The organism is Methylobacterium sp. FW306-05-D (assembly GCF_058782155.1).
Genome location: NZ_JBYSXL010000039.1, coordinates 1 through 18,562, shown reverse-complemented (window position 1 = coordinate 18,562; position 18,562 = coordinate 1). Strand labels below are relative to the sequence as shown.

Below are 18,562 nucleotides of genomic sequence, written 5' to 3'. Positions count from 1 at the left end.
CCGGAGCGTCTGCGGGCGTGCCCGGGTTCAGTCGAACAGGCGGTTCTTCGCGCCGGAGCCGCCCAGGCTGATCTTCTTCGTGCCCGAGCCGCCGAGGCTGATCTTCTTCGGGGGCGCCGCCGCGGGGCTCGGCGTCGCCGGGCGGGCCGGCTTCAGGCGGGACTGGCCGTAGACCACCGAGCCGATCTCGTCGGCGACGCGCACGAGGTCCTCGCGCTCGCAGGCCCGGGCCACCCGCAGGCCGAGCTGGTGCATGTGGCTCTTGCCGTAGAGGTAGACGGCGAGGCGCGCCCGCGTCGTCGTCGACATCGCGTCGAGGATCTCGGGCAGGTCGTCCTCGTCGGCCCGGTAGACCTGGCCCAGGAGTTCGAGGGAGACCGGGCAATCCGGATCGGGAACGGCGCCGCTGGTCGGATGAGACTGCGTCATGGAGCGTCTGCCTGTGCGAGGGGCGGAAGGGAAGCGGCCGCGGGATCGGCCGCGATGGGGGTCGGGCCGTCCGCATCGGCGCGGACGGGAGCGGCCGGGACCGGGGGCGCCGGGGGCCGGAGGGCCACGAGGCAGCCGGTGCAGACCGAGGCGATGGCGATGCGGGAGCGCGCCTCCGCCCGCTGCCAGACCGCCTCGCTGCGGGCGCGCGCCGCCTGGCCGGCGGCCTCGTCGAAGGCGCCGCCCCCGCCGAGGCCGGGCGTCGGCTCGGCGCCGGGACGGATGCGGATGAACAGCGGTTCCTGCGCGGCGGCCGGGGCCGCCGCGAGAACCCCGATCGTCGGGACCCCGATAGCAGCAGCGAGGGCGACGAGGCTACCGGCGATCGCGAGGGGCAAGCGCAGGATTGCGGGGATCAGACGGTGCATCGGCTCCTCGAGCGGGCGCCCACGATGGGATCGGTCACGTCCTGTGCCATCGTTCGGCCGAACAGGGTTAACGTTGTCTGAAGCGAACCGGATGCCGCAGCGGCAGCGCGTCCGCTCGACCCTCCGCGGTCGCGCGGCCTAACAGGACGCCATGGAACCCAACGTCTACCTCCTGATGGCCGCAGCCCTCCTGTATTCCGGCTACATGGTGATCGCCATGCGCTCCTGAGCGCACCGGGAACCTGACCTGCGCGAACGACCCTAGCGGCGCTCGTCGCGCTCGATCACCGCGCAGGCGGTCACGGGCGCGTCGCGCGGCCCCGAGAGCGAGCAGGTGACGAGCGCCGTCCCGGCATCGACGTTGCTGTGCCGCGTCGTCGCCGCGGCGGTGAGCGCCGTCCGCCCCGCCTGCGTCAGCACGTCCGCGGCGATGCCCGTGACGGCGTGGCCGGCCCGTCCGAACAGCTCGAAATAGCCGGGCGGCAGCGGCGCGCCCCGGAACTGCGTGCCGGTGGCCGAGAGCTCGCCGCAGGCGAGCGTCATCCCGATCCCGTCCAGGGCGCTGAACTCCGCGAAATCCGCCGTCCGCTTGACCAGGGTCGCCCCGGTCCCGGCCGTGACCCGGTCGATGAGCTCGCCGCAGGAATCCGCCGCGGCGGGCCCGGCGAGGGCGAGGGCGAGGGTCGTGGCCAGGGCGAGGGTCGTGGCCAGGGCGAGGAGGAGTGCGCGCATGCCCCTCACCTAAGGGCGTGCGCGCGGTTGTCGAGCCGCGCTAGAGCCGCTTGCGCGGCGGGCGCGGACGCCGGAACACGCCGACCATCTCGAGATGGCCCGAATAGGCGAACTGGTCGACCGGGATCACCCGCTCCAGGGTGTAGCCGCCCGCCACCAGGGTGGCGGCGTCCCGGGCGAAGGTGCCGGTGTCGCAGGCGACCCCGATCACCAGCGGCACCTTGGATTCGGCGATCCGGGCCGCCTGGGCCCCGGCTCCGGCCCGCGGTGGATCGAAGACCGCGGCGTCGTAGGCGTCGAGTTCGAGGGGCAGGAGCGGGCGCCGGAACAGGTCGCGGCGCTCGGTGGTGACCCGGCGCAGGCCCGGCACGGCGCGCACCGCCCGGTCGAGGCTGGCGAGGGCGGCGGCCTCCCCCTCGACCGCGTGGACGTCGCGGGTGCGGGCCATGGCGAGGGTGAACGGGCCGCTGCCGGAGAACAGGTCGACCACCCGCTTCACCTTCTTGTCGAGCGCGCCCAGGACGGCCTCGGTCAGCACCGCCTCGCCCGCCGCCGTGGCCTGCAGGAAGCCGCCGGCGGGCGGCACCAGGCGCAGGCCCGAGCTGGTGACGGCCGGCGCCCGGCGCTCCACCAGCACCTCCCCGTGCAGCGACAGGCGGGCGAGGTCGAGGTCGCCGGCCAGGCGCACCAGGACGGCCCGCACGCCCTCGGCCGCGGGGCCGTGCCCGCGGATGTCGACGTCGAGGCCGGCCTCGGTGGCTGTGAAGGCGACGTCGAGGGGCTTGCGGCCGTGCCCGAGGGGCGCGCTCAGGGCGACCGCCGCCTGCGGCGCCCGGTGCAGCGCCGGCACGGTGATCGGGCAATGGTCGATGGCCACGAGGTCGTGGCTGCGCGCCGCCATCAGGCCGGCCTGCGCGATCCCCTCCACCGCCCGCACGTGCAGGGTGAGGCGCCGGCGCCCCTCCCCGCGGGCATCGACCAGCGGCTCCGGCACGGTGCCGAGCCCGGCATGGGACAGGGCCTGGACGAGGTGGTCGCGCTTCCAGACCGCATAGGGCTCGGGCGCCAGGTGCTGCACGGCGCAGCCGCCGCAGGTCCCGAAATACGGGCAGAACGGCGTGATCCGGTCCGGCGAGGCCCGCTCCACGGCCACGAGCGTGCCCCGCGTGCCGGCCCGGACGATCGTGACGCGCTCGCCCGGGAGGGCGAGGGCGACGGCGGTGCCGTCCTCGGCGAGCCCGTCGCCGCGGGCGCCGAGGCGGCGGATCTCCAGGGTGTCGGTCGGCGGCTGAAATTCGGTCATGACGGGGGGTCCAGGCGAGCCCCGATCAGGAACTCGCGATTGCCGTCGCCGCCGGCGACAGGTGACGGGATCAGTCCGAGGGTCCGCAGGCCCGCGGCCGCGACGGCGTCGCGGATCTCGGCGCAGACCGCCTCGTGGATCGCCGGATCGCGCACGATGCCGCCGCGTCCGACCCGGGCTCGCCCGGCCTCGAATTGCGGCTTGATCAGCGCGGCGAGGCCGGCGCCGGGGGCGAGCAGCGGCAGGACCGCCGGCAGGATCAGCCGGAGCGAGATGAAGCTCACGTCGATGGCGCAGAGCTCGGGCGCGCGCGGGATCGCCGCGCGGTCGAGGCCGCGGGCATCCGTTCCCTCCAGGCTGGTGACGCGCGGATCGGCCCGCAGGGAGGCGTGGAGCTGATCGCGCCCGACATCGACCGCGTAGACATGGGTGGCGCCCCGGCTCAGCAGGAGGTCGGTGAATCCGCCGGTCGAGGCGCCGACGTCGAGGCAGACCCGGCCGGCCGCGTCGAACCCGAAGGCGTCGAGGGCGGCTTCGAGCTTCAGCGCGCCGCGCGAGACGAAGGGGTGCGGGGCGGTGGCGTCGAGGCGCGCGTCGCGGGGGATCAGGTCGGAGGCCCGCGCCACCGGCTGGTCGTCGGCCCGGACGAGCCCCGCCGCGATGGCGGCCTGCGCCCGGGCGCGGCTCTCGAAGAGACCCCGCTCCACCAGCAGGCGGTCGGCCCTCAGCCGCTCCCGATTCATCACGACGCCCGACATGTCCCCGATCGACCGGCCCCCGGGCCGGTCCCTCCCGCTACACCACTCGACGCGAGGGGCGAACCGAAATCGTGACGATTTCAGTCGCGCGGCCGGTGCGCCCTGCTCCATAACCATCGGCGGCCACGGCTGATTCCTCGCGGAACGGTTGCGCCGGGCCGGGCTTGTCCCGGTCGTGAAAGGGTCCGCAGGGTCCGTCGCGCAAGACGGACCGGGGCCGAAACTTGGGACAGACCATGGCCGCGCCGCGTGAGATCGAGTTGAAGCTGGAATGCGAGGGCGGCGACCTCGCCGAGCTGGGCCGCCACCCCTTCCTGCAGGCGGAGGCCCCCGAGACCTCCCACCTTCTCGCCTCGACCTACTACGACACCGCGGACGGCGACCTGCGCAAGGCCGGCCTGACCCTGCGGGTCCGCCGCGACGGCGACGCCTTCATCCAGACCGTGAAGGCCGCCGCCACCGCGCCGGGCCTGTTCGACCGCTCGGAATGGGAAGCCCCCGTGGCCGGCGACGCCCCCGACCTCGCGCCCCTGGCCGAGACCCCGGTGCCGGGCGTGCTCGACGCCGCCGGGACGCCCGACCTCGCCCCGGCCTTCGCCACCCTGGTGCAGCGGCGCGCCCGCGCGGTGCGCTACGGCGCCTCGCTGATCGAGGCGGCCTTCGACGAGGGCCGGATCGAGACCCCGAACGGCGACGCGCCCCTCTGGGAGCTGGAGCTCGAACTCAAGGAGGGCCGGCCCGAGGACCTGTTCACCCTGGCCCAGGCGCTGGCCGAGACCGTGCCCCTCCGCCTCGGCGCCCTGAGCAAGTCGGCGCGCGGCTTCAGTCTCCTCGACGGGACCCTGCGCCGCCCGAGCAAGGCGCGCCCCGTACATCTCGCCGAGGACGCGAGCGCCGGCGACGCGTTCCGGGCCATCGCCTTCGCCTGCCTCGCGCATCTGCGCCTCAACGAGGACGTCTTCCTGCACACCCGGGACGTGGAGGCCCTGCACCAGCTGCGCGTCGCCCTGCGCCGCCTGCGCTCGGCCTTCACCCTGTTCAAGCCCGTCCTGGCCCAGGATGCGGCCGCCGCTACCCTGCGCGAGGAGATCAAGCGCATCACCGAGCCCTTCGGCCATGCCCGGAACCTCGACGTGTTCCTGGCCGAGACGCTGCCGGCGGAGATGGCGAAGCGGCCCGACGAAGCCGGCCTCCACGACCTGCGCGAGCGCCTGGAAGCCGAGCGGGTCCGCGCCCATGACGGCGTGCTCGCCACCTTGGAATCGCAGGAATGGCGCGGCCTGATCCTCGACGTCGCCGCCTGGCTGGAGACGGGCGCCTGGCGGACCGGGCCGGCGGCCCCGGACCGCGACGCGCCGGCGGCCGACTTCGCCGCCCAGGTCCTCGACAAGGCCCTGCGCCGCATCCGCAAGCGCGGCCGCCACCTCGACCGGCTGGAGGCCGAGGAGCGCCACCGGGTCCGTATCGAGGCCAAGAAGCTGCGCTACGGGGCGGAGTTCTTCGCGAGCCTCTACACCGAGAAGAAGCTGCGCAAGCGCCACAAGGCCTTCGTCTCGGCCCTGTCCGACCTGCAGGATCACCTCGGCACCCTCAACGACCAGGCGACCGCCCACACGGTGCTGGCCGGCCTGGTGGCGGTGCCCGACCCCCAGGAGATGCCGGGCGAGACCGCCTTCGCGGCGGGCCTCGCCGCCGGCGACAACGAGGCCGACGGCCGCAAGCTCCTCAAGGCGGCGGCCGAGGCCCATGCCGAGCTCGTCGAGGTCAAGCCGTTCTGGCGCTGAGGCCGGCGCGCGGAATCCCCGGCTGGAGAATCCCGGGCCGCGGGCGCCTCAGCCGCGGGGGCTGAGGGCGTAGAGGGTGATCGCGGCGGCGTTCGAGACGTTGATGCTGCGAATCTCGCCGCTGAACGGGATGCGGGCCAGCACGTCGCAATTGTCGCGGGTGCGCTGGCGCAGGCCCTTGCCCTCGGCGCCGAGCACGATCACCGCCGGACGCTTCGGACCGATGCTGTCCAGCGCGGTCTCGGCCTCGGAATCGAGCCCGATCCGGGTGAAGCCGCGCTTGCCGAGATCGACCAGGGCGTCGGACAGGTTGCGCACCACGATCAGCGGCACGTGCTCCAGCCCGCCGGAGGCGGATTTCGCCAGCACGCCGGTGGCGTTGGGCGAGTGGCGCGCGGTGGTGATGATGCCGGCGACGCCGAAGGCCGCGGCGGTGCGCACGATGGCGCCGACATTGTGCGGATCGGTGATCTGGTCGAGGGCGAGGAGCAGGACGTCGTCGCCCAGCTCGTCGAGGTCCGGCCCCGGCAGCGGATCGGCTTCGAGGTAGAGCCCCTGGTGGACGGCGTCCGGCCCGAGCAGCGCGTTGATGGCGCTCGGGCGCACCAGCTCGGGATCGATCCGCAGCGTCCCGATCTCCTCGGTGAGCCGGATCATGGCGTTCTCGGTGGCGAGCAGGCGGTGCAGCTTGCGGCCGTCGTTGGCCAGCGCCTGCGCCACCGGATGCCAGCCGTAAAGCACGACGTGGTCGCCGGAGGCCGCCGCGACGCTCGCCGCGCCGCGCTGGTTCTGCGGAGGGCCGCGCCGAAAGGGACCGCGCGAGAAGCCGGGCTTGTTCGTCCGCGGCCCCGGCGGGCCGTCACGTCGCGTCGTCATGCAGTCAGGTCCGCTCTCCGGCCGCCGATCCAGGATGCGGGCCGCGCCTCCCCCGACAAACCGGCCGGGGCCCCGTTCGTCAAGCCGCAAACGCGCGGCGATTCCCCCGTTGCCCCCGCGCCCGAAGCCGCATATAGAACCGCTCACCGCAGCGGCGCCCTTCGTCTAGCGGTCCAGGACGTCTTCATACCCCTCCCATTCTACCACGTGTGTAGGTTCCGAGGGTTAGGGTTGGTCGGTCTACCAAGGCCTGCCATCGAAGGATGTCCCCGGGTTCGAACGGGCTGTTGACCACTGGGCTGAGCGAACGTAAAAACTCGCGACAGCACCTAACGCGCCTATCGTCTATCGGTTAGGACAGGTCCCTTTCAAGGATCAGAGCGGGGTTCGACTCCCCGTAGGCGCGCCAACACAGTATAGCGTTTGTTGGCCAGTGTCCTAGGGCGCATTCCAGTCTTGGACCGCCGGTGGCGAGACGAAAATTGTTCCTGCCTGAAGATGGGTTCGACCTCACTCGGGCAAGCCATGACCTTCCAGAATCAGAATACGTCTCGCCAGATCATCTGAGGCCGACCCCTTCACCGTCAGCCCTCGTCGCTGCGCATGATCGTGTCGAGCACCGCCAAGAAGCTTGGGTCTGAGAGCGATCGACCGTCCATCGTTTCCACGGACCCGTCCGCCGCATCCCGGAGGGGCCTGGCCCTCATGGGTCTCGCATCGATAACGTCCCTCACCGCCCCCCTTGAAGAGCATGTCGGCGCCCGGCCTGATCCGGTGCCGGTGGGAACGGCGGTGAAGCATGGGCCGGGCCGCCTCGCGCTCGCCGTCGCGGCCCGGCCCCGGCGGCTCGCCCGAACCGTCCTCCTCCCGAAAGCTCTTCATCGCGGCCCAGGCCGCGATCCGCGTGCCCTCGACCGAGACGTGGTCGCTCGACGGAAGCCGCTCGACCGCCACCAGCCGACGCCCGCCAGCAGCGCGGCGTCGGCGAGGAAGGCCAGGGCGGCCGTGGCGGCGGTGCCCTGGAGCATCGCCACGGTGTTCTGGTTCTGCAGGCCGGCCACGATGGGCGTGCCGAGGGTCGAGGCGCCGGCCAGCGCCCCGACGGCCGCCGTGGCGATGGCCAGCACCAGGGCGGTGCGCAGGGTCTCGACGATGTCGGGGGCGGCGAGCGGCAGTTCGATCCGCCACAGGATCTGCAGGTGGGTGAGGCCGATGGCGCGGCCCGCCTCGCGGACCTCCGGGGCCACGCCCGCCAGGGCGCCGGCCGTCCCGCGCAGCACCGGCATGATGCCGTAGGCGACCAGGGCCAGCAGCGTCGGCGGGCCGCCGAAGCCGAGAACCGGAAGCGCCAGGGCCACCACGACCACCGGCGGCACCGCCTGCGCGGCGGCCGCGAGCCCGTCGATCGCCGGCCGCCAGGGCGCGGCGAAGCCGCGTGTCACCAGGATGCCGAGGCCGATCCCGAGGGCCGCCACGAGGGCGAGGCCGGTTCCGGCGAGGACGAGGTGCGCGCCCGTCAGGTCGAGGAGGCGCTCCACCGCCAGGGGGCGGCGGGCGGCCTCCCCCAGGGCCTCGGCGATCCGGCTCGCGACGGCCGGGTGGCTGGCGCCGGCCAGGGCGAGGCCCGTCAGCGCGAAGCCGAGGGCGGGCGGACACCGGAAGCGGCTCATCGCGCGGGTCTCATGCGTGCCACCGCCGCCGCGCGGCCGCCTCGAGCCGTCCGAGGCCGCGCTCCGCCAGGAGGGAGAGCATCACCACGGGGATCGCCCCGAGGAGGATCAGGTCCGGGGCGAACTGCGCCATGCCGTCGAAGACGATGCGCCCGAGCCCGCCGGCCCCGACCAGCGCGCCGAGGGTGGCGAGGCCGAGACCCTGTACGGCGGCGACCCGGACGGCGCCGACCAGGATCGGCGCCCCGATGGGCAGGCGAATCCGGGCCAGGATCTGCCGGCGCGAGAGGCCCAGGGCCTCGGCGGCCTGGAGGGTGTCGGCGTCCGGCGCCCGCAGGGCCAGGGCGAGGCCGCGCCAGAGCGGTAGCGCCAGGTAGGCGGCGATGGCGACGATGGCGGGCACGGGGCCGAGGGCCGAGAGGCCGAGGTCGCGCAGGGCCGGGACGGCGCGCAGCACGCCCGCCATGGCGGCGACCATCGCCCCCAGGAGGGCGACGGCGGGCACGACCTGGACTCCGCCGAGGACCAGGGCCACCGGCCCCTGCCCGCCCCGCGGCAGCGACAGCCCGACCGCCAGGAGGGCGGCGAGGAGGAGTGGGGCCCCGGCGAGGCCGAGATGCTCCCAGATCGCCGCATTCACCGTCTCGCGCCGGGCGGCATACTCGACCGCCAGCGAGAGGGCGTCGAAGGCTCCCGAACGGCCCGGGATCACCAGGGCGAGGCCGAGAAGCAGAAGGACGGCGAGGCCGAGGCCGGGCACCCGGGCGCGCCGGACCGCGAGACCGAGCGCCCCGCCGAGGAGGGCGAGGCTGAGCCAGCTTCCCGCGCCGAGGCTCGCCCGGGCCGCCGGGGGCAGGTCGGCGAGGGCCAGGGCGGCGCCGCTCCCGAGGCCCAGTCCGAGGAGGAGCAGGGCGAGGACGAGCACCAGCGCGGCCGCCGCGGCGCCGGCCCGCCCGCGCGTCGCCGCGACGAGGGCGATGGCGCCCGCGCTCGCCGCGAGCCCGAGGGCGCCCGTCGCCCCGAGGGCCGCGAGACCGGTGACCGGATGCCCGAGGGCGAGCCGGTTCTCGGCGACGCTCAGGAGCGGGCTCCGCAGCGCGGCGCCGAGCAGGGCACCGAACCAGGCCAGAGCACCGAACCAAGCGAGGGCGGCGAGGCGCGGGGCAGCGCTTGGCCGGCGCGTCCCGTCCGGTCGGGGATCGTCCGTCACGGCAGCAATCCGTTCTCGGAGAGGTAGCGGTCGGCCACCGCCTCGGCGACCGCGCCCTCCACGGTGATGCGGGCGTTGAGCCGCCGCAGGGTCTCGGCGTCGAGGCGGGCGAAGACGCGGTCCAGGGCCGGGGCGATCCCGGGGTGGCGGGCGAGGTCGGCCTGCCGGATCACGGGCGCGACCTCGTAGACGATCTGGGCGCCCAGGGGATCGCTCATCACGGCGAGGTCGAGGGCCGCGAGCGCCCCGTCGGTCCCGTAGACCATGCCGGCATTGACGCCGCTGATGCCCTGCGCCGCCGCCCGCGCGGTCACCGAGGTGTCGCCGCCGGGCAGGCTGATGATCCGGTCGAGGGGCAGGGTGAAGCCGTAGGCCGCCTCGAAGGCCGGCAGGGCCGCCGGACTCTCCACGAACTCGGTGGAGGCGGCGAGTTTGATCAGGCCGCCGCGGACCGCGCCGGCGAAGTCGCTCATCGTCGCGAGGCCGTGCCCCCGCGCCAGGGCGCCGTTGACCGCGATCAGCCAGGTGTTGTTGGCGGGCGCCCGCCTCAGCCAGACCAGGCCGCGCCCGGCATCGAGCCGCCGGATCGTGTCGTAGGCGCCCTGCGGGGACTTCCAGACCGGATCGGTCTCGGTGCCCGAGAAGAAGGCGCCGTTGCCCGTATATTCCGGATAGATCGCGATCTCGCCCGAGAGCAGGCTGTTGCGGACGATCAGGGTCGGGCCGAGCCCGAGCTTGCGTAGGACCGGCAGGCCGAGGCGCTCCAGGACCCGGGCGATCATCGCGCCGGTGAGGGCCCCCTCGGTGTCGCTCTTCGAGGCCACCACCAGGGGCGCGGCCGCCCGGACCGGACGCGCCACGGCGGCCCCGGCGAGGCCGAGCCAGGCGAGCGCGTCGCGACGCGTTCGATGCCGCACCGAGAGCGTTCGATTTAACATAGGTTGTTGGTGCGGGACGCCGCCGCTGCCTACCGGTGGGTGTCGGCGACGCGGAAATGTTTCAGACCGTAACATTGCGTGCGTCCCGACGGCCTCTGGCGAGCGTCAGGCGCTTGACACGCCCCCCGGAACGGGCGACGGCTCGCTCTGTGCCGGGCCGGTCTGAGGGCCTCGCGGTCTCGCCCGGACGACGGATCGTCCGCGCGTCCCGGGGTCGATCGCACACGGTGGGAGCGAACACCTGAGCATCTTCTCCGGAAGGTGTTTCAGAATTCCGAACGGATCGAAGGGAAGAAGCCCCGGCGTGAGTGCTCAAGTGGACGAAGACCTTCTCAACGGGGCTCGCGTGCTTGTCGTCGAGGACGAAGCCGCGATCTCGATGCTGCTCGAGGACATGCTGCTCGATTTCGGCTGCACCGTGGTCGGGCCGGCCGCGCGCCTGTCGACCGCGCTCGAGATGGCGCAGAACGAGAGTTTCGAGGTCGCCATCCTCGACGTCAACGTCGCGGGCGAGCCGATCTATCCGGTGGCCGAGGCCATCGTGAAGCGCAACCTGCCGATCGTGTTCTCGACGGGCTATGGCGGCGCCGGCATCCGCGAGCCGTTCCGGGAGCGGCCGGTGGTGCAGAAGCCCTTCAGCCAGGCCGATCTCAAGCGGACGCTGCTCGCCGCGGTGGCCGCCGCGCGCGCCTGACGTCATCGGATCGGAAAGGCGTCGGCCACGTGCCGGGGCCAGGCCCGGGGCGAGACGAAGACCGCGTCCGCCCGGAACGTCGCCGCGTCGGTGGCCGGATGGCGGCTGATCCAGGCCCGGGCGGCGCGCGAGAAGCGCGCGACCTTGCGGGCGTCGATGGCGCCCTGCGCCGCCTCCAGCGTTCCGCGCGCCTTCACCTCCACGAACGCGATCACCGTCCCGCGCCGGACGATCAGGTCGATCTCGCCCCCCGCCGCCCGGAAGCGCGCGCCGAGGGGGCGGTAGCCCTTCAGCATCAGGGCCAGGAGCGCGACGGTCTCGGCCGTGCGGCCGCGGCGCTCGATGCTGCGCCGGCGCTCGGCCGCGGGGCCCTCAGCCCGCATCGTCGCGCCGGGCGAGGGCGAGGGCGCGGGCGTAGACCGTGCGGCGGGGCTGTCCGGTCTCCTCCGCCACCAGGGTCGCCGCATCCTTGATCGAGTGCCGCGCGAGCGCCGCCGTCAGGGCCGCGTCGAGGCCCGCATCGGTCTCGGCCTCGTCGGGGGCTTCGTCCTGCGTGCCGATGATCACCACCACTTCGCCCTTGGGAGCGCCCTCCTCCGCGTAGAGGCCGGCGAGATCGCCGAGGCTGCCGCGCCGGATGGTCTCGTAGAGCTTGGTCAATTCGCGGGCGACCGCGGCCGGGCGCGTCGGCCCCAGGACCTCGACGGCGTCCACCAGCATCTCGGGCAGGCGATGGGGGGATTCGAACAGCACGAGGGTGCCGGGGATGCGCCCCAGCGCCTCCAGGCGGTTGCGCCGGGCGCCGGATTTCGCCGGCAGGAAGCCCTCGAAGAAGAACCGGTCGGTGGGCAGGCCCGCGGCCACGATAGCGGTCATCACCGCCGAGGGGCCCGGGATGGGGGTGACGCTGAGGCCGGCCTCGATCGCGGCCTGCACGAGCTTGAAACCCGGATCGGAGACCAGGGGCGTGCCGGCGTCGGAGACCAGCGCCAGGGCCTCGCCGGCCTGCATCCGGGCGACCATCCGCTCGCGCACCGCCGCGTTGGAATGTTCGTGATAGGCCACCAGCGGCGTGGTGATCCCGTAATGCATCAGCAGCGTGCGGGTGACCCGGGTATCCTCGGCCAGCACCGCATCGGCCGCGGCCAGCGTCGCCAGGGCGCGGAACGAGACGTCCTTGAGGTTTCCGATGGGGGTCGCGACCACGTGCAGACCGGGCTCGATCGCCTCCGCCTCGGCGGCGAGGCCGAAGGCCGTGAAGGTGGCGGGCGGGCGGGTGCCGGGTCCCGTGGCGGCCGGGTCGCGCCGCCGCCGGGTCCGGGTGTCGATCTTCTGGGTCATGGCCGGACCTTGCCACGATCGGCCCCTCCTGCGGAATGCGTGGCGGGGCGTCGGCTCACATTTACTTTTGGCTCCTAGACTGCAAGCGTGGGTCGTCAGCCGGCGACAGGGGGCCACCGATGACGCGCGCGAACAGGCTCAAATCCGGGCTGGTCGGGATCTCGACCCTGCTCCTGCTCGCGGCCTGCGTCGGCGGTCCGGATGGCGGCGGCCGCTTCTCGAACCGGGTGCCCCCGCCCCAGGCCGAGGGCCCGGCCATCGACGCGCCGGTCCTCGCCGCCGGAGGACGGATCGGCACCGGATCGGTGAAGGTCGCCCTGGTGGTGCCGCTCACCGGACCGGGCTCGACGGTGGGCATGGCGATGCGCAACGCCGCCGAACTCGCCATCGAGGACTTCCAGAAGCCCGACCTCCAGATCCTGGTGAAGGATGACCGCGGTGCGCCGGACGGGGCGCGCGAAGCCGCGCAGGCCGCCGTGGCGGACGGGGCCGAGATCGTGCTCGGCCCGCTCTTCGCCGCCAACGTCCAGGCGGCGGCCGGCGTGGCGCGGACGGCGGGCAAGCCCCTGATCGCCTTCTCGACCGATGCCGGCGTGGCCGCGCGCGGCACCTACCTCCTCAGCTTCCTGCCCCAGGCGGAGGTCGACCGCGTGGTCGACGAATCCGTGGCCGCCGGACGCAAGTCCTTCGCGGCGATGATCCCGGAATCGAGCTACGGCAACGCCGTCGAGGCCCAGTTCCGCGAGGCCCTGGCCCGCAGGGGCGCGCGCCTCGTGGCGATCGAGCGCTATCCCGTCGGCAATCCGGGCCCCGCCATCGCGCGCCTCGGCGGGCTGATCACCGGGCCGGCGGCCCAGGCCGACGCGCTGTTCCTGCCCGATACGCCGGACGGCCTCGCCGCCGTCGCCCCGGCCCTGACCAAGGCCGGATTCAGCCCCGGCCGGGTCCGGCCGATCGGCACCGCCGTCTGGAACGATCCCCGCGTGTTCGCGCTGCCGGCCCTCCAGGGCGGCTGGTTCGCGGCGCCGGACGCGGCCGGCTTCAACGGCTTCTCGCAGCGCTATCAGGCGCGCTTCGGCGCGGTGCCGCCGCGGGTCGCCACCCTGGCCTACGACGCGGTCTCGCTGATGGCGGCCCTGTCCCGCCAGTTCGGTTCGCAGCGCTTCGCCGACACGACGCTGACCAACCCGTCGGGCTTCTCCGGCGTGGACGGCACCTTCCGGTTCCGGCCGGACGGCCCGAGCGACCGGGCCCTGGCGGTCTACGAGATCCGCTCCGGCGCGCCGGCCATCGTCAGCCCGGCGCCCCGCACCCTCGGTCCCTCGGGGACCTGATCAGGCGTCAAGATCAGGCGGCAAGATCAAGCGGCAAGTTCAAGCGACAAGTGCCGCCACCACGGCGTTGAGCACCGGCGCGCCGGCGGGCGTCGCCGCGATGCGGCCGTCGGGGCGGCGGGCGATCAGCCCCTCGGCGACGAGATCGTCGATCCGGCCGGGCTCGAGGGAACGGCCCTTCAGGGCCGCGTAGCGCCGCGGATCGATGCCCTCGCGTAGCCGCAGGCCCATCATCAGGAATTCGTCGCCCTGGTCGGAGGCGGCCAGCGACTCGGTCTCCACGATGCCGTGTCCCTCCGCCTCCACCCGGGCGAGCCAGGCTTCCGGCGCCCGCTCGGTGACGGTGCCGAGGCGCCCCGCCGCGCCGACGAGGCGGCCATGGGCGCCCGGGCCGATGCCGGCATATTCGCCGTAGCGCCAGTACAGCAGGTTGTGCCGCGATTCCGCGCCCGGCCGGGCATGGTTCGAGATCTCGTAGGCCGGCAGGCCGGCCCGGTCGCAGACCTCCTGCGTCACGTCGTAGAGGGCGCGCGCGGCATCGTCGTCGGGCGGCACCAGCTTGCCGGCGGCGGCGAGGCCGTAGAACGGCGTGCCCGGCTCGATGGTGAGCTGGTAGAGCGACAGGTGCTCGGCCGCCCGGGCGATGGCGCCCTCGAGCTCCGCCCGCCAGGCCGCCGGGCTCTGGTCGGGGCGCGCGTAGATCAGGTCGAAGGAGTAGCGCTCGAAATGCGCCGCCGCGACCCGCACCGCCGCCATGGCTTCGGCCGCGCTGTGCAGGCGACCGAGCTGCTTGAGCGAGGCGTCGTCCATGGCCTGGACGCCGAGGGAGACGCGGTTGACGCCGGCGGCCCGGTAGCCGCGGAAACGGTCGGCCTCGACGCTGGTGGGGTTGGCCTCCAGGGTGATCTCGACGCCGGGCGCGACGCTCCAGGCCTGCCCGACGGCCTCGATCAGGCCCGCCACCGTGGCGGGCTGCATCAGCGAGGGGGTGCCGCCGCCGAGGAAGACGCTGGACACGGTGCGACCCGGCGTGCGCGCGGCCACGTGGGCGATCTCCGCCCGGAAGGCCGCGAGGAACCGGCCCTCGTCCACGGGGGCGTGGCGCACGTGGCTGTTGAAGTCGCAATAGGGGCACTTCGCGGCACAGAAGGGCCAGTGCAGGTAGACCCCGAAGCCCGCGTCGCGGGTCGGGTGGTCCGGGCCGGTCGGTTCGGTCATGGCGCGGATGTGCGCGCGGGACCGCCGTTTGGCAATCCCGGCGCCGGTCTCAGGGACGCCGCAGGCAGGTCCGCGCCAGGAGCACGAAGGCGCGGGCGCGGTGCGAGAGGGCGTTGCCGGTCTGCCAGTCGACGCCGTGCTTCTCCTCCGAGGAGATCTCGCCGAAGGTGCGGTCGTAGCCGTCGGGCAGGAACATCGGGTCGTAGCCGAAGCCGCTCGCGCCGCGCGGCGGCACCAGCTCGCCGAAGACCCGGCCCTCGAAGGTCTCGGTGTGGCCGTCCGGCCAGGCGATCACCAGGGCGGAGACGAAGTGCGCCCGCCGGGTGGTGGCGCCGCGCCTGTCGAGCTCGTCGGCGATGCGCGCCATGGCGCCGGAAAAATCCTTGGACGGGCCGGCCCAGCGCGCCGAGAACAGCCCCGGCGCCCCGTCGAGCGCGTTGACGCAGAGCCCGGAATCATCGGCGAAGGCCGGCAGGCCGGAGGCCGTCGCGGCGGCGCGCGCCTTGATGGCGGCGTTCTCGGCGAACATCGTGCCGGTCTCCTCGGGCTCGGGCAGGCCGAGTTCGCCCGCCGAGACCGCCTCGACGCCGAAGGGCGCCAGCAATTCGCGCATCTCCACGAGCTTGCCGGCATTGTGGGTCGCGATGACGACGCGGCCGGTGAGGATGCGATGCTGGCTCATGCGGCGACTCCCGGCGCGATGGCCTGCTTCTGGAGGGCGACGAGGGACTGGATGCCGCCCTTGGCGAGGCGCATCAGCTCGAACAGCTCCTCCTCCGAGAACGGCTTGCCCTCGGCGGTGCCCTGGACCTCGACGAGGCCGCCGGTGCCCGTGATGACGAAGTTGGCGTCGGTCTCGGCGCCCGAATCCTCGGCGTAGTCGAGGTCGAGGACGGGCTTGCCCTTGTAGATGCCGCAGGAGACCGCGGCGACGTGGTCGCGCAGGGGGTCGACCGAGATGATCGAGCGGCCGCGCATCCAGGTGAAGCAGTCGTGCAGGGCGACCCAGGCTCCGGTAATCGCGGCGGTGCGGGTGCCGCCATCGGCCTGGATCACGTCGCAATCGACGGTGATCTGGCGCTCGCCGATGGCCGGAAGGTTGGTGACGGCGCGCAGCGACCGGCCGATCAGGCGCTGGATCTCCTGGGTCCGCCCGGAGGGCTTGCCGGAATTCACCTCGCGCCGGGTGCGCTCGTGGGTCGCGCGGGGCAGCATGGCGTATTCCGCCGTCACCCAGCCCTTGCCGGACCCCCGCAGCCAGCCGGGGCCGCGCTCCTCCAGGGTGGCCGTGCAGAGCACCTTGGTGTCGCCGAAGCTGACGAGGCACGAGCCCTCCGCGTGGCGGGAGACGGCGCGCTCCAGGGTGACGTTGCGCAGTTCGTCGGTCGCGCGCTTCGAGGGCCGCATGCCGCTCTCCTTCCGAGTGTGATGGAGAGCGGCTTTACGGTTTGGGCCGCCGCCCGGCAAGCAAGGCCGGACGGAGCGGATCTCGTTCACGGTGCGCCGCGGCTGCGCCCGGACGGCTCAGTAGCGGTAGCGGCGATGACCGAAATGGTGGCCGTGGTGCCGGCCGTAATGGTGGCCGAAATGCCGGTGGTGACGATGGCCGAAGTGCCGGCCGCGGTGGTGATGGTGCCGGAAGCCGCGGCCGTGATGGCGCCAGTGGCCTCCGCCGTACTGGACCTCGGTGACGGCGGCCGCCGGGCCGGCGACCTCGGCCGAGACGATAGCGGGGGCGGCCTGGGCGCCCCGCGGCGCGCCGAACAGCATCGCACCGACCATCGCCAGGACGATGGCGAGGGACTTGATCAGGCCGGATCGAGCGGTGGGTCTCATGAGATGGTCACTCCTTCGTGCGATGCGCGCCGCCTGGGCGTCGGCGAGGTCCCGTCGCCGGCCCGGCCGCGCGGCCGGGTTCGACGATGGGCCTGAGCAACGCACGAACCCGGCGGAACGCCTCACACGGCCAAGCTGTTTCTTCGGCGTCCCCCCGGGATCGGCCGCGGGACGCATTGTGTAAAGCACTGGAGACCGTCACACTCTCCGCCTCAGGAATGGATCGTGACAGAGCCCTCCCACCCCTTCTCGACCTCGCAGCAGATGCAGGTGCTCAGCGCGCTGAACGAACGCTCGCGCGAGATCTTCCGCCAGATCGTCGAGAGCTACCTCACGACCGGCGAGCCGGTGGGCTCGCGCAACCTCGCCCGCATCCTGCCGATGACCCTGTCGCCGGCCTCCATCCGCAACGTCATGGCGGATCTGGAGCATTCCGGCCTCATCTTCGCCCCGCACGCCTCCGCCGGCCGCCTCCCCACCGAGCAGGGCCTGCGCTTCTTCGTCGATGCGATGCTCGAACTCGGCGATGTCGGGCGCGAGGAGCAGGAGCGGATCGAATCGCAGATGCGCGCGGCCGCCTCCGGCCACACCTTCGATTCCGCCCTGGCCGAAGCCTCGATGCTGCTCTCGGGCATCTCGCGCGGCGCCGGCGTGGTGCTCACCACCAAGACCAACGTGCATCTCAAGCACATCGAGTTCGTGCGCCTGGACCCGACCCGGGCCCTGGTCGTCCTCGTCTCCGACGACGGCTCGGTGGAGAACCGCCTGCTCGACCTGCCGCCGGGCCTGCCGGCCAGCGCCCTGCAGGAGGCCTCGAACTACCTGAACGCCCGGCTGCAGGGCCGGACCCTCGGAACCCTGCGCGCCGAGATCGAGGCGGGCCGCCAGGCCATGAAGCGCGAACTGGATGTGATCACGGAGCGCCTGGTCGATGCCGGCCTCGCCGTCAGCGTCGGACCCTCGGATGCCCGCCAGCTGATCGTGCGCGGCCAGGCCAATCTGCTGGACGACCTGCGCGCGGCCGAGGACCTCGACCGCATCCGCCTGCTGTTCAACGACCTCGAGACCCAGAAGGACGTGATCGAGCTCCTGTCCCGGGCCGAGGGGGGCGAGGGCGTGCGGATCTTCATCGGCTCGGAGAACAAGCTGTTCTCCCTCTCCGGCTCCTCGATGATCGCGGCGCCGTTCCGCGACGGCACGCAGAAGATCGTCGGCGTCGTCGGCGTGATCGGTCCGACGCGGCTGAACTATGCCCGCATCGTGCCGATGGTCGACTACACCGCCCGGGTGGTCTCCGGCCTCCTCGACCGCAAGCGCTGAGCCGGGCCGAGCGCCCACGCGCGGGCCCCGAACGCGAAGGGGGCGGAGCCCGAAGCCCCGCCCCCTGCGTTCCCGTCGACCCGCTCAGGTCAGCCGCGGATCACGTCGACGATCTCGTAGGTGTCCGGATCGACGATGACGATGTCGTCGTCCACCAGCACGTAGCGGTAATCCTCGTATTCCGGCGCGATCCGGACGATGTCCGGCGGCAGGTCGTAGAGGGTGTAGCTGCGGGCGATCGCCGTGCCGACGGTGAGCGCGAAGGCGCCGGCCGCCAAGCGCGGAATGCCGCGACGGAACACGCTCTGGCGGAACTCGGTCCGCTGCGGCGCGCCGAGGCGGCCATAGGCGCCCCGGACCGCACCGCGGTCGCCGCGCTCGCCACGACCACCCCGGTCCGCGCGGCCGTCGCGTCCTCCGCGCTCGTCCCGGTCGGCCCGGCCGCCGCGCTCGTCGCGTCCGCCGCGCTCGTCGCGGCCATCCCGGTCCGCGCGGCCGTCGCGATCACCCCGGCCGTCCCGCGCCGCGGCTCCGCCGTCCTCACGGCCGCCGCGCTCGCCGGCCGCCGAGCTCGGACGCCCGTCCTGGCGTCCCGCGCCGCCCTCGGCGCCGCGGCCGCCGGCCTCGCCGCGCTGCGCGCCCCCGGCCGGACCGGCGCCGGTCTCCGCGCCGCCGCCCCGCATGCCCGCGC

At 73.7% G+C, this 18,562-nt stretch carries 19 protein-coding genes, 1 tRNA gene and 2 pseudogenes; 5 read left to right on the top strand and 17 right to left on the bottom strand.

Annotated features, from left to right (window positions below):
* Positions 1 to 27 precede the first annotated feature (27 nt).
* The 5 genes from AC3WLN_RS14405 to AC3WLN_RS14385 form a co-directional block, all read right to left on the bottom strand.
* On the bottom strand, positions 28 to 429 hold the full coding sequence (locus tag AC3WLN_RS14405) for a hypothetical protein (RefSeq protein WP_056475038.1): 402 nt from the start codon (positions 427 to 429) through the stop codon (positions 28 to 30).
* Positions 426 to 857, bottom strand: a complete 432-nt coding sequence (locus tag AC3WLN_RS14400) for a hypothetical protein (protein WP_492482266.1) — start codon at positions 855 to 857, stop codon at positions 426 to 428. The genes AC3WLN_RS14405 and AC3WLN_RS14400 overlap by 4 nt, the downstream gene beginning before the upstream one ends.
* Positions 858 to 1,118: 261 nt before the next feature.
* Positions 1,119 to 1,589, bottom strand: coding sequence for a hypothetical protein (locus AC3WLN_RS14395; protein ID WP_492482265.1), 471 nt, complete (start codon positions 1,587 to 1,589; stop codon positions 1,119 to 1,121).
* Positions 1,590 to 1,629: 40 nt separating this feature from the next.
* Positions 1,630 to 2,892 carry a class I SAM-dependent RNA methyltransferase gene (locus tag AC3WLN_RS14390; RefSeq protein ID WP_492482263.1) on the bottom strand — a complete coding sequence of 421 codons (1,263 nt, stop codon included), beginning with the start codon at positions 2,890 to 2,892 and terminating at the stop codon, positions 1,630 to 1,632.
* Positions 2,889 to 3,635 (bottom strand): TlyA family RNA methyltransferase, encoded by a 747-nt coding sequence (locus tag AC3WLN_RS14385; protein ID WP_492482310.1) that lies wholly within the window; start codon positions 3,633 to 3,635, stop codon positions 2,889 to 2,891. Before AC3WLN_RS14385 ends, AC3WLN_RS14390 begins: the two co-directional genes overlap by 4 nt.
* Positions 3,636 to 3,886: 251 nt before the next feature.
* Here AC3WLN_RS14385 and AC3WLN_RS14380 point away from each other — a divergent pair, with 251 nt between their 5' ends.
* Positions 3,887 to 5,434, top strand: coding sequence for a CYTH and CHAD domain-containing protein (locus AC3WLN_RS14380; RefSeq protein WP_492482261.1), 1,548 nt, complete (start codon positions 3,887 to 3,889; stop codon positions 5,432 to 5,434).
* Between the two features lie 48 nt (positions 5,435 to 5,482).
* On the opposite strand, the gene rlmB is transcribed toward AC3WLN_RS14380, so the two are convergent.
* Entirely contained in the window at positions 5,483 to 6,310 is an 828-nt protein-coding gene (gene rlmB, locus AC3WLN_RS14375) for a 23S rRNA (guanosine(2251)-2'-O)-methyltransferase RlmB (protein WP_492482259.1), read from the bottom strand.
* Between the two features lie 334 nt (positions 6,311 to 6,644).
* Between rlmB and AC3WLN_RS14370 the strand changes: the two genes are divergently transcribed.
* Positions 6,645 to 6,719, top strand: a tRNA-Glu gene (locus AC3WLN_RS14370).
* A gap of 403 nt (positions 6,720 to 7,122) precedes the next feature.
* On the opposite strand, the pseudogene AC3WLN_RS14365 reads toward AC3WLN_RS14370, so the two are convergent.
* The 4 genes and pseudogenes from AC3WLN_RS14365 to AC3WLN_RS14350 all read right to left on the bottom strand — a co-directional run.
* A pseudogene (locus AC3WLN_RS14365) lies at positions 7,123 to 7,258 on the bottom strand (IS5/IS1182 family transposase); the annotation flags it as partial.
* A 17-nt stretch (positions 7,259 to 7,275) separates the two neighbouring features.
* Positions 7,276 to 7,980, bottom strand: a pseudogene (locus tag AC3WLN_RS14360) (ABC transporter permease); the annotation flags it as partial.
* 10 nt (positions 7,981 to 7,990) lie between these two features.
* Positions 7,991 to 9,190 (bottom strand): ABC transporter permease subunit, encoded by a 1,200-nt coding sequence (locus AC3WLN_RS14355; RefSeq protein ID WP_492482257.1) that lies wholly within the window; start codon positions 9,188 to 9,190, stop codon positions 7,991 to 7,993.
* Entirely contained in the window at positions 9,187 to 10,128 is a 942-nt protein-coding gene (locus tag AC3WLN_RS14350) for a glycine betaine ABC transporter substrate-binding protein (protein ID WP_492482255.1), read from the bottom strand. Before AC3WLN_RS14350 ends, AC3WLN_RS14355 begins: the two co-directional genes overlap by 4 nt.
* A 304-nt stretch (positions 10,129 to 10,432) precedes the next feature.
* Between AC3WLN_RS14350 and AC3WLN_RS14345 the strand changes: the two genes are divergently transcribed.
* Positions 10,433 to 10,822 carry a response regulator gene (locus AC3WLN_RS14345; RefSeq protein ID WP_492482254.1) on the top strand — a complete coding sequence of 130 codons (390 nt, stop codon included), beginning with the start codon at positions 10,433 to 10,435 and terminating at the stop codon, positions 10,820 to 10,822.
* Between the two features lie 2 nt (positions 10,823 to 10,824).
* Here the strand turns inward: AC3WLN_RS14345 and AC3WLN_RS14340 are convergent, their stop codons facing one another.
* Positions 10,825 to 11,205, bottom strand: coding sequence for a YraN family protein (locus AC3WLN_RS14340; RefSeq protein ID WP_492482252.1), 381 nt, complete (start codon positions 11,203 to 11,205; stop codon positions 10,825 to 10,827).
* Complete coding sequence (gene rsmI, locus AC3WLN_RS14335; protein WP_492482250.1) at positions 11,195 to 12,163, bottom strand: 16S rRNA (cytidine(1402)-2'-O)-methyltransferase; 969 nt, start codon at positions 12,161 to 12,163, stop codon at positions 11,195 to 11,197. The genes AC3WLN_RS14340 and rsmI overlap by 11 nt, the downstream gene beginning before the upstream one ends.
* A 119-nt stretch (positions 12,164 to 12,282) precedes the next feature.
* On the opposite strand from rsmI, the gene AC3WLN_RS14330 reads away from it, so the two are divergent.
* The gene (locus tag AC3WLN_RS14330) at positions 12,283 to 13,497 is read left to right on the top strand and encodes a penicillin-binding protein activator (RefSeq protein ID WP_492482248.1); all 1,215 of its coding nucleotides are present in this window, start codon (positions 12,283 to 12,285) and stop codon (positions 13,495 to 13,497) included.
* A gap of 39 nt (positions 13,498 to 13,536) precedes the next feature.
* Here AC3WLN_RS14330 and hemW read toward each other — a convergent pair whose 3' ends face one another.
* The 4 genes from hemW to AC3WLN_RS14310 all read right to left on the bottom strand — a co-directional run bounded on the left by hemW (position 13,537) and on the right by AC3WLN_RS14310 (position 16,551).
* Positions 13,537 to 14,715 (bottom strand): radical SAM family heme chaperone HemW, encoded by a 1,179-nt coding sequence (gene hemW / locus AC3WLN_RS14325; RefSeq protein ID WP_492482247.1) that lies wholly within the window; start codon positions 14,713 to 14,715, stop codon positions 13,537 to 13,539.
* Positions 14,716 to 14,764: 49 nt separating this feature from the next.
* On the bottom strand, positions 14,765 to 15,397 hold the full coding sequence (gene rdgB, locus AC3WLN_RS14320) for an RdgB/HAM1 family non-canonical purine NTP pyrophosphatase (protein ID WP_492482245.1): 633 nt from the start codon (positions 15,395 to 15,397) through the stop codon (positions 14,765 to 14,767).
* Complete coding sequence (rph, locus tag AC3WLN_RS14315) at positions 15,394 to 16,122, bottom strand: ribonuclease PH (protein WP_492482244.1); 729 nt, start codon at positions 16,120 to 16,122, stop codon at positions 15,394 to 15,396. Before rph ends, rdgB begins: the two co-directional genes overlap by 4 nt.
* Before the next feature lie 117 nt (positions 16,123 to 16,239).
* On the bottom strand, positions 16,240 to 16,551 hold the full coding sequence (locus AC3WLN_RS14310) for a hypothetical protein (protein ID WP_492482242.1): 312 nt from the start codon (positions 16,549 to 16,551) through the stop codon (positions 16,240 to 16,242).
* A 264-nt stretch (positions 16,552 to 16,815) separates the two neighbouring features.
* Between AC3WLN_RS14310 and hrcA the strand changes: the two genes are divergently transcribed.
* The gene (gene hrcA / locus AC3WLN_RS14305; protein WP_492482309.1) at positions 16,816 to 17,871 is read left to right on the top strand and encodes a heat-inducible transcriptional repressor HrcA; all 1,056 of its coding nucleotides are present in this window, start codon (positions 16,816 to 16,818) and stop codon (positions 17,869 to 17,871) included.
* Positions 17,872 to 17,960: 89 nt separating this feature from the next.
* Here the strand turns inward: hrcA and AC3WLN_RS14300 are convergent.
* A partial coding sequence (locus tag AC3WLN_RS14300) for a DUF1236 domain-containing protein (RefSeq protein WP_492482240.1) occupies positions 17,961 to 18,562 on the bottom strand: 602 nt, incomplete at its 5' end.

Coding starts and splice junctions, on each gene's coding strand:
- AC3WLN_RS14405 (WP_056475038.1), bottom strand. CDS start 429: ATGACGCAGTCTCATCCGACCAGCGGCGCCGTTCCCGATCCGGATTGC.
- AC3WLN_RS14400 (WP_492482266.1), bottom strand. CDS start 857: ATGCACCGTCTGATCCCCGCAATCCTGCGCTTGCCCCTCGCGATCGCC.
- AC3WLN_RS14395 (WP_492482265.1), bottom strand. CDS start 1,589: ATGCGCGCACTCCTCCTCGCCCTGGCCACGACCCTCGCCCTGGCCACG.
- AC3WLN_RS14390 (WP_492482263.1), bottom strand. CDS start 2,892: ATGACCGAATTTCAGCCGCCGACCGACACCCTGGAGATCCGCCGCCTC.
- AC3WLN_RS14385 (WP_492482310.1), bottom strand. CDS start 3,635: ATGAATCGGGAGCGGCTGAGGGCCGACCGCCTGCTGGTGGAGCGGGGT.
- AC3WLN_RS14380 (WP_492482261.1), top strand. CDS start 3,887: ATGGCCGCGCCGCGTGAGATCGAGTTGAAGCTGGAATGCGAGGGCGGC.
- rlmB (WP_492482259.1), bottom strand. CDS start 6,310: ATGACGACGCGACGTGACGGCCCGCCGGGGCCGCGGACGAACAAGCCC.
- AC3WLN_RS14350 (WP_492482255.1), bottom strand. CDS start 10,128: ATGTTAAATCGAACGCTCTCGGTGCGGCATCGAACGCGTCGCGACGCG.
- AC3WLN_RS14340 (WP_492482252.1), bottom strand. CDS start 11,205: ATGCGGGCTGAGGGCCCCGCGGCCGAGCGCCGGCGCAGCATCGAGCGC.
- rsmI (WP_492482250.1), bottom strand. CDS start 12,163: ATGACCCAGAAGATCGACACCCGGACCCGGCGGCGGCGCGACCCGGCC.
- AC3WLN_RS14330 (WP_492482248.1), top strand. CDS start 12,283: ATGACGCGCGCGAACAGGCTCAAATCCGGGCTGGTCGGGATCTCGACC.
- hemW (WP_492482247.1), bottom strand. CDS start 14,715: ATGACCGAACCGACCGGCCCGGACCACCCGACCCGCGACGCGGGCTTC.
- rdgB (WP_492482245.1), bottom strand. CDS start 15,397: ATGAGCCAGCATCGCATCCTCACCGGCCGCGTCGTCATCGCGACCCAC.
- rph (WP_492482244.1), bottom strand. CDS start 16,122: ATGCGGCCCTCGAAGCGCGCGACCGACGAACTGCGCAACGTCACCCTG.
- AC3WLN_RS14310 (WP_492482242.1), bottom strand. CDS start 16,551: ATGAGACCCACCGCTCGATCCGGCCTGATCAAGTCCCTCGCCATCGTC.
- hrcA (WP_492482309.1), top strand. CDS start 16,816: ATGCAGGTGCTCAGCGCGCTGAACGAACGCTCGCGCGAGATCTTCCGC.